We start from the raw sequence: 14,767 nt of genomic DNA, 5'->3' as shown, positions 1-14,767 counted from the left end.
TAAAAATAAAATAAGATTAAATTTACAAGTTTTACTGGAATTAAATATGCAAAAGAGGTGTGATAGAATGAAATTTTTGATAGTTACAGGTATGTCAGGAGCAGGTAAGACACAAGCAATAAGATCCCTTGAGGATTTAGGGTTTTACTGTGTAGATAATTTACCACCAACCCTTATAATAAAGTTTGCTGAAGTGTGCTTCAAAACTGAAGGTAAAATAGATAAAATTGCCATAGTAGTAGATATTAGAGGAAGAACATTTTTTGATGACTTATTAGGTAGCTTGTCAACTCTTGATAAAGAAGGTTACCTATATGAAGTATTATACCTTGAAGCTACAGATGAAACCTTAGTTAAAAGATATAAAGAATCAAGAAGAAAACATCCTCTTGCACCGGATGGAAGGATTATTAATGGTATAAGTATAGAAAAGAAAAAACTAAAAGGAATAAGGGAAAGGGCTAGTAAAATAATAAACACATCAAAACTAACTAATAAAGAGCTTAATGAAGAAATAACTATGGCCTATGGAGATGAAGGTCAAATTGAAAGTCCTTTACTTATTAATGTAATATCCTTTGGATTTAAATATGGAATACCTTTAGATGCGGATTTAGTTATGGATGTAAGATTTATTCCTAATCCATATTATATTGCTGATCTAAAGCCTTTTAGCGGATTAGATAAGCCAGTAAAAGATTATGTATTATCCAAAGTTGAAACACAGCAATTTGTAGAAAAATTTATAGATATGCTTAAATTTTTAATTCCTAATTATAAAATAGAGGGAAAAAGACAGTTGATTGTTGCTATTGGTTGTACAGGAGGTAGACATCGTTCTGTAGCTATTGCAAATAAAGTATATGAGACTTTAAATCATAATGGTAATAGTGTAACTATAGATCATAGAGATATAAATGAGGATGTAAGTAGAGGAGCTGGAAAGCGATGAAGCTTAAGGACGGGTTAATGCCTGGTGTGGGAATTAAGAGATGGATATGTCAAATTATTTTAGGTGTATTTTTAATTTCCTACTCTATAATTGAGCTTATAAGAAGATGGTGTGAAGGTATTTCTATTAAAATCTTTTTCGTAGCAATACTAGTTTTAGGGTGTGTATTGACCTATATAAGTTTAGAGAAGTATACTAAAAAAGTAATAGATATAATAAAGTTTGAAGCGTTGAATTTTTCTATGGGAAAGAAAAATTTTGGTGATGATTTTTTTAAAAATAGTATATTAGTAAAGGGTCCTAAGGTGGTAGTTATTGGAGGTGGAACAGGGCTCTCAAATATGCTTAGCGGACTAAAAAGATATACTACTAATATAACTGCAGTAGTTACAGTGGCTGATGATGGAGGTGGTTCTGGGGTACTGAGGCAAGATTTAGGAATGTTACCGCCAGGAGATATTCGTAACTGCATAATAGCTTTAGCAGATACTGAACCTTTGATGGAACAGCTCTTTAGGTATAGATTTAAGGATGGTTCTTTAGAGAATCAAAGTTTTGGTAATTTATTTTTAGCAGCTATGAATGGGATTTCCGATAATTTTTTAGAGGCTATTAAAAAAACCAGTGAGGTTTTGGCAGTAACTGGAAAAGTGCTGCCTGTTACTTTAGAAAATGTGCAATTATATGCAAAACTAAAAAATGGAGACATAATAAAAGGAGAATCCTCAATACCTACTGAGAGCTTAAATAGAAAATCACCTATAGATAGAGTATTTATAGAGCCTAAAGATGCTAATGGAGTTCAAGAGGCCGTTGAGGCTATAAGAGATGCTGATGCAGTTATATTAGGTCCAGGAAGTGTGTATACTAGTATAATCCCTAATCTAATGGTAGGTGATATAAGAGAGGCTGTAAAGGCCACTAAAGCGTTAAAGATTTATGTGTCAAATATAATGACTCAACCAGGTGAGAGTGATAACTTTAGTGTTCAAGATCATATAAGAGCTATAATGAAACACTGCCAAGGTATGCCTATTGATTATGCTATTGTAAATAAAGGGCTCTCAAAGGAAGAAGAAAATATAAAAGAAAGATACTTACAAAAAGGCTCAACCTTTGTTCAACTTGACCATGGTGACAAAGATAAGCTAAATGTAAAGTATATAGAGTTTGATATGATAAAGATAAAAAAAGAGCTCATAAGACATGATGAGGATAAACTTGCTAAAATACTTATAGAAACTATATTAAAGAAAAAAATGATTAATGATGAGAAAAGAATTTTTGAATATATATATTTATCACAGAGATTAAGAAGAGAAAAAAAGGATAGGGAGTAGAGAAATGTCATTTTCACTAAAGGTAAAAAATGAAGTATGCAGAAATAGTGAATTATCTAAAGATGAAATAGCTGCCCAATTATCAGCTATAATGAAGTCAAGTGGAACCTTGGGTTTTGGATTTAACAGATCTATTACCTTTAAGATAGTAACTGAAAATCCAGCTATAGCAAGATGGATTTTTAAAAATTTAAAAGATTTCTATGATATTCACACTAAATTATTGGTAAAGAAAAGCAATTCGCTAAAGAAAAATAATATATATATGGTTTTAATACCAGAAGAAGTAGATGTAAAGGGACTCCTTCAAGAATTGGGAATAATAGAAAAGGATGGTTTATTTAATATACACTACGGAGTACCTGTTGAAGTTATAAAAAATGAAAATTGCAAAAGAGCATATATAAAGGGAGCTTTTTTAGGGGGAGGAAGTATTAGCAACCCAGAAAAAACTTACCATTTGGAGTTTGTAACTCATGATCAAGATTATGCCAATGAACTTAGTGATCTTATTAACAGTTATAAGCTTAATTCTAAAGTAATACAAAGGAAAAATAGTTTTGTAATATATTTAAAAGAGGGAGAGCAAATAGTAGATCTTTTAAATATAATAGGTGCACATAATGCATTACTAGAGCTTGAAAATATAAGAATCATGAAGGAAATGAGAAATAATGTAAATAGAATTGTTAACTGTGAAACTGCAAATCTTAGTAAAACTGTTAATGCAGCTGTAAGACAGGTGGAAAGTATTAAGCTTATTGAAAGTGAAATTGGACTTGATAGATTACCTAAAAATTTAAAGGAAGTAGCTAAATTAAGACTTGCCTTCCCAGATGAATCCTTAAAGGAGTTAGGAGCTATGTTAAATCCACCTGTAGGAAAATCAGGAGTAAATCATCGTCTTAGACGAATTGAAAAAATAGCTGATGAGCTTAGGAAAGAGGGTAGATAGGCATGTCAAAACATGAGGAAATAATTAAATATATTCTATCCTTAGATATAAATACTAAGATATCTGTTAGAGGAATTAGTAGTAAATTAGGTGTCAGTGAAGGAACAGCATATAGAGCAATAAAGGAGTGTGAATCTATAGGAATTGTCAATACAATTCCTAGGGTTGGTACAGTAAGAGTAGAAAAGTTAGAAAAAAAGAATATTGACAAGATATCCTTTAAGGAAATTGTAAACATGGTAGATGGAACCTTAATTGGTGGCAAGGGCGGAGAGAGTAATTTTCTTGAAAGATTTATAATAGGAGCCATGGAAGTTGAAACCATTAAGAGATACATAAGCCCAGGTTCATTACTTATAGTAGGAAATAGAGAAAAAGCTCAAAGACTAGCACTTGAAAACCAATGTGCTGTGCTTATCACTGGGGGCTTTCAATGTAGTGATGAAATAAAGACTTTAGCAGATAAAACAAATTTGCCTGTAATATCCTGTAGCTATGATACCTTTACTGTTGCAAGCATGATAAATAAGGCTATATATGAAAATAATATTAAAAAGGAAATTGTATTAGTAGAAGATGTTATGGATAAAAATCCAGAATACTTAAATGTATGGGACAAGATTAAAAGATTAAGGGAATTATCAGAGAAAACCAGGCATGAAAGATTTCCAGTTTTAGATGAGGAATCTAGAGTTATAGGTCTTGTAAGTATAACTCAAATAAACAATCATGATGACAATGAGATCATAAATAGCATTATGACAAAGAATCCTATTGTATTAAATCCTACAAGCACAGTTGCCTATGCAGCACATATCATGGCTTGGGATGGAATTCAAATATGCCCAGTGGTATATAAAAAGAAATTAATAGGTATAATTTCCAGAGGAGATGTAATAAAGGCATTACAAATAGTTACAAGACAGCCTCATGTAGGGCATACTATGGATGATTTAATTTTAAAGAATTTTGAATTTGAGTCTAGTAAAAATAAGATGCATTTCTGGGGAGAAATTGTACCTGAAATGCTTGACTCTATAGGTACGGCATCATGGAATGCATTAAATATGCTTTTATCAACTATGGGAACTATGGTGTTAAGACAAAATGGTATTACAAATGTAGCTATAGATAGTTTCACATCTTATTTTACTAAGCCAGTTCAAATGGGTAGAATAATTGATGTATATTCTGAAGTAATAGATAGAGGAAGATATTATTCAAAGGTAGAAGTAACAATGTATAATCAAAATAAAGAGATTATGGCAAAGGCTATGCTATCAGCTAAGGTACTAAAAAATAATTAAATAAAATAGGTTAATGTATAGGGGGGGAAAATTTGTTTACACATGTGGTTTTATTTAAATTAAAAGAAAATACAAGGGAAAACGTAAAGTTTGTAGCAAATACTCTTAAAGCTATGGATGGAAAAATACCTGAACTTAAGGAGATAGAAGTAGGAATAGATGAACTTTATACGGATAGATCTTTTGATGTATGTCTTATAACTAGATTTGATTCTGTAGATGATATGAATGAATATAAGATTCATCCATATCATGTTAATGAAGTTTTAGGTAAAATTAAGCCTTATATTGAGGTTTCTAAAGTGGCTGACTATATTAAATAAAGTGCTATATTAAAGATAAAAAGCAACTCTGTTTATCATGGAATGTCTCAAAATCATTAATTTTTAGTTCAGTTTTATAGATAAATTACTGGGACTAAAAAGATTAATTATATAAGACATTCCATTTTTGAGAATGTTACAAAACATATGTGTGTATAATTACTTAATAGTTTATAATTTTAAGTAAAGAGGTGTCTTAATGAAGGGGAAGATTAGAAACATTATAAGTATACTTTTAATTTTAGTGGGGATTGGATTATTATTGTTTGCTTTTAGAGGAAAGTGGGAAACAAAAAAAGTTCAAGATCAGCTTTATGACAAATTTGTATCAGAAGAAAAGCAAGAAGTTAATCATGAAAAAAATAAGAAAAGTAAGGAAGAAAAACTTCCCTATATAGATATGGTAAATCCAATTGCAGTTTTAGAAATACCAAAAATAAATTTGAAAGTAGTAGTAGCAGAAGGCACTGAGGATGAAATTATAAAATATGCAGTAGGACATTTTAAGGATACTGCTATGCCAGGTGAAATGGGTAATTTTGTACTAGCAGGACATAGAAACTATGATACAGGAGAATTTTTTCTAAGACTAAACAAATTAGAAGTTAATGATGATATAATAGTATCTACTCATGATAAGACCTTTAATTATAAAGTTACAGAGAGCTTTACAGTTGCTCCAGAAGACACCTATGTTTTAGATAAAAGTGAGGATGCAACAATAACTCTTGTAACATGTACTTATGATGGTAAGGACAGATTAATAGTAAGAGGTAAGTTAGAAAGATAATATAAAAATAAGTATTTTAAAAGAAATTAGTTTTGTTACCAAGGATACAGGGGGTGAAAATATGAAGGATTTTGTACATCTGCATGTGCATACAGAGTATAGTCTCTTAGATGGTTCAGGGAAAATATCTAAACTTATTAAAAGAACTAAGGAATTAGGTATGAAAGCTATTGCTATTACTGATCATGGAACTATGTACGGTGTAGTAGATTTTTATAAAGAAGCTATAGAAAATGGGATAAAACCCATAATTGGATGTGAAATATATGTGGCAGGAAAATCAATGTACATTAAAGAACCTCAAAAAGACAATGATACCTATCATTTAGTTTTGTTAGTTAAAAATCAGGTAGGTTATGAAAATCTAATGAAAATAGTATCTACTGCTTCTATAGAGGGGTTTTATTACAAACCAAGAGTAGACTATGAATTTTTAAAGGAAAATTGTGAAGGATTAATTGCTACTAGTGCTTGCTTAGGTGGTGAGGTTCAAAAAAATTTACTTAGAGATAATAAAGAAAAGGCCAAGGAAGTTGCTTTAAAATATAAGGAAATATTTAAAGATGATTTTTATTTAGAATTACAGTACCATGGAATTTCCCAGCAGTTACAAGTGAATGAAATGCTATTAGAGTTGTCTAAGGAATGTGATATCCCATTAGTATGTACTAATGATACTCACTATATAAATGAAGAAGATAGTAAATCACACGATGTATTACTTTGTATTCAAACAGGTAAAACCGTAGAAGATAAAACTAGGATGAGATATCCTTCAAATCAATTTTATCTTAAGTCATCTAAAGAAATGTATGAGACTTTTTCTTATATACCAGAGGCTATGGAAAACACGCTAAAGATAGCAGAAAAGTGTGATTTTGATTATAAATTTCATGAATCTAAGTTACCTAAATTCCCTTTGCCTCAGGGGATAGATCCATTTGAATATCTTAGGGAAAATTGCTATAAGGGACTTATTGAAAGATATGAGGTATTCTCAGCTTTAAATGGAGTATTGGATGAAGAAAAAGTAAATAAAATAAGAGAAGAAAATGAAGAAGGAAAACTTCTGTGCGATAGATTAGATTATGAGTTAGGAATAATCAAGAAAATGGGATATGTTGATTATTTTCTAATTGTTTGGGATTTTATAAAATATGCTAATGAAAATGGAATTCCTACAGGACCGGGAAGAGGTTCAGCAGCAGGAGCTATAGTTGCTTATACCTTGGGAATAACCAAAATAGATCCAATAAAGTATGCTTTAATTTTTGAGAGATTTCTTAATCCAGAAAGGGTAAGTATGCCTGATATTGACTCAGACTTTTGCTATGAAGGACGTCAAATGGTAATTGATTATGTAGTTGATAAGTATGGAGAAAATAATGTATCACAGATAATTACCTTTGGAACCATGGCACCAAGGGCATGTATCAGGGATGTGGGAAGAGCAATGAATTATTCCTATGCTGAGGTAGATAAAATTGCAAAGATGATCCCTTCAGTATTAAATATAACTATAGATAAAGCACTGGAAATGAATAGTGAGTTACAAGAGCTTTATGATGTAGATGAGAGAGTACGTGAACTTATAGATGTAGCTAGAGATTTAGAAGGTTTACCAAGACACTCCTCTACCCATGCTGCTGGAGTAGTTATAGCATCTCATCCTTTGGTAGAATATGTTCCATTACAAAAAAATGAAGGTATGATAGTAACTCAGTTTACCATGGGTACATTAGAGGAATTGGGACTTTTAAAGATGGATTTCTTAGGGTTAAGAACCCTTACAGTAATGGATGAAGCTATTAAGAATATATGGGAAAATAAAGGTATAAAAATAGATATAGACCATATAGATTTTGAAGATTCAAAAGTTTATCAAATGGTTGGCGAAGGGAAAACAGTAGGAGTATTCCAGCTAGAATCTGCAGGAATGACTTCCTTCATGAGAGATTTAAAACCAGACTGTCTTGAAGATATCATAGCAGGAATAAGTCTTTATAGACCAGGCCCAATGGCAGAAATTCCAAAATACATTGAAGGAAAAAGAAATCCAGACAAAGTAGAGTATGTCACTCCACAATTAGAAGGTATACTGGATGTGACATATGGGGTAATGGTTTATCAGGAACAAGTAATGCAAATAGTTAGAGATCTTGGAGGATATTCCCTAGGCAGAAGTGACCTTGTGAGACGTGCCATGTCGAAGAAGAAACATAAGGTTATGGAAGAAGAGAGAAAAAACTTTGTTCATGGAATAGTAGATGAAGAAGGGAAGATTGTAGTACCTGGATGTATTCGAAATGGAATTACAGAAGAAGCAGCTAATAAGATATTTGATCAGATGATGGATTTTGCATCCTATGCTTTTAATAAAAGTCACGCTGCAGCTTATGCAGTAGTTGGATATCAAACAGCATATTTAATGTATTATTACCCAGCAGAATTTATAGCTGCCATGCTTAATAGTATAATGGGAAACAATGAAAAGGTAGCATACTACATTAGGTTTGCAGAAGAAATAGGAATAAAAGTACTTCCACCAGATATAAATGAAAGTTTTAGTAAGTTTACAGTACAAGGTAACACTATAAGATTTGGTCTTTCAGCTATAAAAAATGTTGGAATAAATGTTATAGAATCAATAGTGGAAAGACGTAAGGAAAAGGGGAAATTTAAGAGCTTTAGCGATTTTTGTAACAAGATCGATTCTGGAGCAGTAAATAAGAGAGCTGTAGAGAGTCTTATAAAAGTTGGAGCCTTTGATAGTTTAGGAGTATACAGATCTAAATTAATAGCTGTTTTTGAGAAAATTTTAGATGGAATAAACAATGAAAGAAAGAGAAATATCCCAGGACAAATCAGTCTATTTCAAGGAGCTGAGGATGAAGATAGTGCCTTTAAGATAGTTTATCCAGAAATTCAAGAATTTAATAAAAAGTATTTACTAGCTATGGAAAAAGAAATGACAGGAATATATTTATCAGGTCATCCACTAGATGATTATGAGAAGACCTTAAAACATGTAACCACTCACAAGATATCAGACTTAGTTTTAGCAGATACCTTAGAAGATGGAAGTGCAGGTGTAGAAGGACTTATTAGCGAGAGAGTTCCAAAGGTAAAGGATAAACAAAAAGTAATTTTAGGGGGACTTTTAACATCCGTTTCTAAAAAAATTACAAGAAATAATCAGGCTATGGCCTTTGCAACCTTAGAGGATTTATTTGGAACCATAGAACTAGTCATATTTCCAAAGACATTTTCAGCTTGCAGAGAATTTGTTGAGGAGGATGAAATAATCACTGTGGAAGGACGTATAGCCCTGGAAGAGGAAGAACAACCTAAAATATTATGTGAAAAAATATTGCCATTAGTTAAAGTGATTACAGATAAGATATATATAAGGGTTGAAGATGATAGCAAGCTAAATAGTACAATGAAGCTTATAAGAGACAATTTTATGGGGGAATTTGGTTCAGCACCAACCTACTTATTTGCTGCTAATACGAAGAAAAAATATCTTATAAATAAAAATAGTTGGCTTAATAATGATTATGAAACTACATCTAAACTGAGAGAAATTTTTGGGGATGATAATGTTAAAGTTTTAGAAGAATAAGGCTAATATTATAATAATATAAATTATTTTAGGCACCAAGTAATTAGCTTGGTGCTTTTATATAATATAAATTTTTTTAAAATTCTTGACATTGCATATTGAGTATATTAGAATATATTCAATAAAACTATGAAGAGAAGAGTAATCAAACCCAATTTTTTTACAGAGAGCTTTAGATGGTGAGACAAAGCAAAAAACAGTTTGGTGAAAAAAGCCTCGGAGTTGTACACAGGATCTTTACTTTACTAGAGTTTATCTTAAAGTGAGGTTGCTTCTTAAAAAAGAAAGAAGTTTCCTTTAGGAAGAGAGATGGTGTAACGGGTGCTCCCGTTATAGAGCTAGGGTATAAGCTTAATATATTTTATTGTAAAGCCGTACTTGAAAAGGTTAATATGGTGACATATTAATAAACTGGGGTGGTACCACGAAGTTGAACTTACCAAACTCTCGTCCCCAAGACTATTGTCTTGGAGGTGAGAGTTTTTATTTTGCAAAAATATAACAATGGACTAAAGTAACGTAACTGAGTCTACTAGAAAAAACTACAATGAGGTGTTATTTAGCTTCATAAAAGTTATAAGAAATTAAAAAGCAAAATTGAAAGGTGGTACTATTATATATGTATAATGATTATGTAGAATTAAATAACTTACAAGAAATAATGCAAGATGCCAATGAATTTAATGTAGAGAGAATAAAAAAATTAAATGAACTTTTAAGCAGAAGAATTAATCCTTATCCCTATACTTTTGAATCAAACACTACTTCAACCTATATAACAGAAAATTTTGATAAAATAGATAGTGAAGAGAAATTTATTTTATCAGGAAGAATAATGCTTTTAAGAAGAATGGGTAGAGTAACATTTTTAAATTTAAGAGATCAGAATGGAAATATTCAAGTGTATATAAGTAAAAATGATCTTGGTGAAGATTCCTATGGAGTTATTAAACTTCTTGATGTAGGAGACATAATTGGTATAGAGGGATTCGCATTTAAAACAAAAACGGAGGAAATTACTATTAAAGCTCTAAATGTTACCGTTCTTTCAAAATCTATAAGACCTCTTCCAGAAAAATATCATGGAATTCAAGATATGGATTTAAGACAAAGACATAGATCTCTAGATATGATAATGAATGAAGATGTAAGAGATAGGTTTGTAAATAGAGCTAAGGCTATGTATGCCATAAGAGAGTTTATGAATTCTAAAGGGTTTATGGAAATGGAAACCCCTATTTTAGATACAAAATATGGTGGAGGAGAAGCTAAACCATTTATAACTAATGTAAATGCGTTAGACTGTGAAGTATTTATGAATGTATCTCCAGAGTTATACTTAAAAAGATTGATGGTTGGAGGCATTGATAGAGTTTTTAGTATGGGACGTTCCTTTAGAAATGAAGGAATAGATAGAACTCACTATCCAGAATTTACATTGTTTGAATGTTACATGGCTTATGCTGACTATAATGATATGATGAGAATTATGGAAGATTTATATGAGCATGTATTTACTAAAATTAAAGGAACAACTAAAGCTGTATATGACGGTGTTGAAATTGACTTTAAAGTCCCTTGGAAGAGAGAAACTATGTGCAATTTAGTTCTTAAAGATACAGGAATAGATGTGGAAAGGTTAACTAAGGAAGAAATAATACCTCTAATTATAGAAAAAGGACTATTAGAAGAGGAGCAAAGGGATGGATTTAATATTGAAGAAGCAAATAAAGGAGACTTAATACTTACATTATTTGAGGCTTATTGCGAGGATAAATTAATAGAGCCAACCTTTGTAATAGATTTTCCATTAGATTCGTCTCCGCTATGTAAAGTTCATAGAGAGAATCCAGAGTTAATAGAAAGATTTGAACCTTATGCCTTTGGAGTAGAACTTGGAAATGCATATTCAGAACTTAATAATCCATTAAGGCAAAGAATTTTACTTCATGAGCAAGCAGCGAAATTGAGAGCAGGACTTGAAACTGCTAGCCCAATGGATGAAGAATTTGCAGTAGCTATAGATGTAGCTATGCCACCAGCAGGAGGTCTTGGAATAGGAATAGATAGAATGATGATGTTTTTAACAAACTCATCATCTATAAGAGACGTAATTGCTTTTCCATTAGTAAAAAGATAATTAAAAGATAATATGAGAAGAGTTAGTTCAAATTTTACTTATATTTAACCTTAATTTGCATGAAAATATAAAGAAGTTTTATTGATATTAGATTGTAAATTGAATTGTTGTAAAAGATAAGTTTAATTGAAGAAGTAGCTCTTCTTAATTTTATATATAAATTTTATTAAAATTTATTAATTATAAAGGATAAAATGGGAAGAATAAATTATAAGAGACTTTATTAAAAGTTGACAACATTTACAATAATAAATTTATAGGTATTTACTCAAATGTATCCAATAATAGGTTGCAAGGAGTAACTCTAAACATTAAACTTAAGTTAAGTAAGTAGAGATTTAAATAAATAATAACCACAATAAAGCTAGGGGGTAATATAGTGAAAAGAATTGCAGTATTGACTAGCGGTGGAGATTCACCAGCAATGAATGCAGCAATAAGAGCTGTAGTTAGGATTGGAATTGAAAATGAAGTCCAGGTATTTGGAGTACATAGAGGATTTAATGGACTTATTAATGGGGAAATATTTGAGATGGATAGACATTCTGTTTCTGATATAATTCAAAGAGGAGGTACTATCCTAAGGACTGCTAGAAGTGAAGAGTTTAGAACACCTGAAGGGAGACAGAAGGCACTTAATGTTATTAAAGTCCTTAAAATAGATGGAATTATAGTCATTGGTGGAGATGGATCCTTTAGAGGAGCTAAGGAATTAAGCAATTTAGGTATACCAACAGTTGGAATACCAGGAACTATAGATAATGATTTACCTTATACAGATTATACCGTTGGATTTGATACAGCTTTAAATACAGCTATTGATGCCATAAATAAAATCAGAGATACATCTAGCTCCCATGAAAGAGTGAGTGTAATTGAAGTTATGGGAAGAAACTGTGGAGATTTAGCTTTATTTTCAGGTATTGCTGGCGGGGCAGAACAGGTAATAGTTCCAGAAAAAAAATTCACTATTGAAGATATATGTGAAAATATTTTCAAAGGAAAACGTAATGGTAAGCTTCATAATATTATAATCTTAGCTGAAGGTGTAGGTGGAGCACAGAAATTAGCTAAAAGAATAGAGGAAATAACGGGCATAGAGACCAGGGCAACAGTGCTTGGATATATACAAAGAGGTGGAAGCCCAAGTGCTTTTGATAGAATTTTAGCTTCAAGAATGGGTAGTAAAGCAGTAAAAGTGTTATTAGAAGGAAAGACAGCAAGACTTATTGGTGTAAAGGCAAATAAAATTATAGATATAGATATAAAAGAAGCTTTAGATTTAAAATCATGTTTTAATGGAGAGTTATACAAATTAAGTGTAGATTTGTCGAATTAATGGGTTACAGATATTGTAGAATTACAAATATTTTAATATAATTTTATATAGTGGTAAAGTTATCTAGGCAAAAGAATTTAAATCTATGAAATATAAAGGAGGATAACTATGAAGAAAACTAAAATTATTTGTACAATGGGACCTACTACTGATGAAAAGGAAATTATAAAAAAGTTAATTGAAAATGGTATGAATGCTGCCAGATTAAATTTCTCTCATGGAAGTCATGAAGAACATAAGAGAAGAATAGATATGGTTAAGGAAGCAAGAGCTGAATTAGAAAAGCATATTGCTATATTACTTGATACAAAGGGACCAGAGATTAGAACTGGAAACTTTGAAAATGGAACTGTAGAACTTAAAGAAGGAACAACTTTTATAGTTCATTGTGGCGAGGATATTATAGGAGATGAAACTAAATGTTCCATAACCTATAAAAATCTTTATAAAGACGTTAAGTTAGGGGATGTACTTTTAATTAACGATGGATTAGTGGCACTAAAGGTATTAGATATAGAAGAAAAAAGTATTAAAACTCATGTGGAAAATACAGGAGTTATAGGTAATCATAAGGGTATGAATGTACCAGGAGTTAAATTAAATCTTCCAGCATTAACAGAGAAAGATATAGCAGATTTAATGTTTGGTATAGAAAGTGAAGTAGATATAGTAGCTGCATCTTTTATAAGAAAAGGTACAGATGTTCTAGATATAAGACATCTTCTTGATAAGAATGGTGGAGATTATATTCAAGTATTTTCAAAGATTGAAAATAGAGAAGGCGTAGATAATATTGATGAAATTATAAGGTATTCTGATGGAATTATGGTAGCAAGAGGGGATTTAGGAGTGGAAATTCCTACTGAAGAGGTACCAGTAGTTCAGAAGATGATTATACAAAAATGTAATGAAGCTGGAAAACCTGTAATTACTGCAACTCAAATGTTAGATTCTATGATTAGAAATCCAAGACCTACTAGAGCAGAAGCTTCAGATGTAGCTAATGCGATCTTTGATGGAACTGATGCTATAATGCTAAGTGGAGAGACTGCCAGTGGTAAATATCCAGTAGAAGTTGTAAAAACTATGTCTCAAATAGCTATGAAGGCAGAGGAATATATAAATTATGAGGAAAGTTTTAAAAAAAGAAGAAAGTTACATGTTGCTAATGTGCCTAATGCTATAAGTGTAGCTACATGTACAACAGCAATGGAGTTAAATGCATCAGCAATAATTACAGCAACTCAAAGCGGTCAAACTGCAAGACAAATCTCTAAATATAGACCGGAATGTGAAGTAATAGCTTGTACTCCTTATGAAAGGGTTGCAAGAAGTTTAGCACTAAATTGGGGTGTGTTTCCTGTAATAACTCCAAAATTAAAAGATACAGATGAATTAATAGATAAGACTTCAGAAATTGCATTAGCAGCTAATTATGTAAAGAAGGGTGATCTTGTAGTAATTGTTGCAGGAATACCAATGAACTACATAGGTAGTACAAATATGATGAAGGTTCATATTATAGGAGATGTACTTTTACAAGGTAAAGGAAGTAATTCTGGTACAGCTTTTGGAACAGTAATGCATGTAAATAATTCTAAGAAGTTTTTTAATTCTCTAGATGAAAAGCAAATTATTATAGTAGATAAATTAAGTAGAGATTTTTCAGATGTGCTTAATGAAGTTGGTGGAATAATAGTAGAAAGCGATGAGATGAGTTCTAGCGTATTACTAGAATGTGCATCAAGAAACATTCCTATTATATATAACGCACAAAACGCATCTTCAATTATAAAATCTGGATGTTTTATAACTATGGACTCAAAAGTAGGAATGGTATATAGCGGAAAAGCTAATATTAAGTAGTTTCATCCAAGGAATTATTTTAAAATTAAGATAATTATGGTATTTATGTAAAATTTATAAAAAATATTGAAATTATCTGAAATTTAATGTATAATTAATAATCCAATGGATAAGACTTAAAATATAACAT

At 31.0% G+C, this 14,767-nt stretch carries 10 protein-coding genes and 1 other annotated feature; all 10 genes read left to right on the top strand.

The features are described from left to right. Nucleotides 1–67 precede the first annotated feature (67 nt). A complete protein-coding gene (gene rapZ, locus B3630_RS01135) occupies nt 68–952 on the top strand; it encodes an RNase adapter RapZ (protein ID WP_346847672.1) in 885 nt (294 codons plus the stop codon). Beyond that, nucleotides 949–2,292 (top strand): gluconeogenesis factor YvcK family protein, encoded by a 1,344-nt coding sequence (locus tag B3630_RS01130; protein ID WP_346894751.1) that lies wholly within the window; start codon nt 949–951, stop codon nt 2,290–2,292. Before rapZ ends, B3630_RS01130 begins: the two co-directional genes overlap by 4 nt. Before the next feature lie 4 nt (nt 2,293–2,296). Beyond that, on the top strand, nt 2,297–3,247 hold the full coding sequence (gene whiA, locus B3630_RS01125) for a DNA-binding protein WhiA (RefSeq protein WP_346894749.1): 951 nt from the start codon (nt 2,297–2,299) through the stop codon (nt 3,245–3,247). Nucleotides 3,248–3,249: 2 nt separating this feature from the next. Next, entirely contained in the window at nt 3,250–4,554 is a 1,305-nt protein-coding gene (locus B3630_RS01120) for a DRTGG domain-containing protein (protein ID WP_346894747.1), read from the top strand. Nucleotides 4,555–4,586: 32 nt separating this feature from the next. Then, entirely contained in the window at nt 4,587–4,877 is a 291-nt protein-coding gene (locus B3630_RS01115) for a Dabb family protein (protein WP_346894745.1), read from the top strand. A gap of 199 nt (nt 4,878–5,076) precedes the next feature. After that, nucleotides 5,077–5,667, top strand: a complete 591-nt coding sequence (locus tag B3630_RS01110) for a class D sortase (protein ID WP_346894743.1) — start codon at nt 5,077–5,079, stop codon at nt 5,665–5,667. 61 nt (nt 5,668–5,728) lie between these two features. Continuing rightward, nucleotides 5,729–9,292: a DNA polymerase III subunit alpha gene (locus tag B3630_RS01105; RefSeq protein ID WP_346894741.1), complete on the top strand. Its 3,564-nt coding sequence runs from the start codon at nt 5,729–5,731 to the stop codon at nt 9,290–9,292. A gap of 120 nt (nt 9,293–9,412) precedes the next feature. Continuing rightward, nucleotides 9,413–9,750, top strand: a binding site (T-box leader). Between the two features lie 161 nt (nt 9,751–9,911). After that, on the top strand, nt 9,912–11,432 hold the full coding sequence (lysS, locus tag B3630_RS01100; protein WP_346894739.1) for a lysine--tRNA ligase: 1,521 nt from the start codon (nt 9,912–9,914) through the stop codon (nt 11,430–11,432). 379 nt (nt 11,433–11,811) lie between these two features. Next, entirely contained in the window at nt 11,812–12,771 is a 960-nt protein-coding gene (pfkA, locus tag B3630_RS01095) for a 6-phosphofructokinase (RefSeq protein ID WP_346894737.1), read from the top strand. Nucleotides 12,772–12,879: 108 nt separating this feature from the next. Continuing rightward, nucleotides 12,880–14,637 (top strand): pyruvate kinase, encoded by a 1,758-nt coding sequence (pyk, locus tag B3630_RS01090; protein ID WP_346894735.1) that lies wholly within the window; start codon nt 12,880–12,882, stop codon nt 14,635–14,637. Nucleotides 14,638–14,767: the final 130 nt, after the last annotated feature.

Source organism: Clostridium sp. UBA7503, assembly GCF_002477055.1.
GTDB classification, from domain to species: Bacteria; Bacillota; Clostridia; order Clostridiales; family Clostridiaceae; genus Clostridium_J; species Clostridium_J sulfidigenes.
The sequence above is the reverse complement of the archived record's forward strand: the minus strand, read 5'-3'. Positions and strand labels throughout refer to the sequence as shown.

Coding starts and splice junctions, on each gene's coding strand:
- B3630_RS01130 (WP_346894751.1), top strand. CDS start 949: ATGAAGCTTAAGGACGGGTTAATGCCTGGTGTGGGAATTAAGAGATGG.
- lysS (WP_346894739.1), top strand. CDS start 9,912: ATGTATAATGATTATGTAGAATTAAATAACTTACAAGAAATAATGCAA.
- B3630_RS01110 (WP_346894743.1), top strand. CDS start 5,077: ATGAAGGGGAAGATTAGAAACATTATAAGTATACTTTTAATTTTAGTG.
- B3630_RS01105 (WP_346894741.1), top strand. CDS start 5,729: ATGAAGGATTTTGTACATCTGCATGTGCATACAGAGTATAGTCTCTTA.
- B3630_RS01120 (WP_346894747.1), top strand. CDS start 3,250: ATGTCAAAACATGAGGAAATAATTAAATATATTCTATCCTTAGATATA.
- pyk (WP_346894735.1), top strand. CDS start 12,880: ATGAAGAAAACTAAAATTATTTGTACAATGGGACCTACTACTGATGAA.
- whiA (WP_346894749.1), top strand. CDS start 2,297: ATGTCATTTTCACTAAAGGTAAAAAATGAAGTATGCAGAAATAGTGAA.
- rapZ (WP_346847672.1), top strand. CDS start 68: ATGAAATTTTTGATAGTTACAGGTATGTCAGGAGCAGGTAAGACACAA.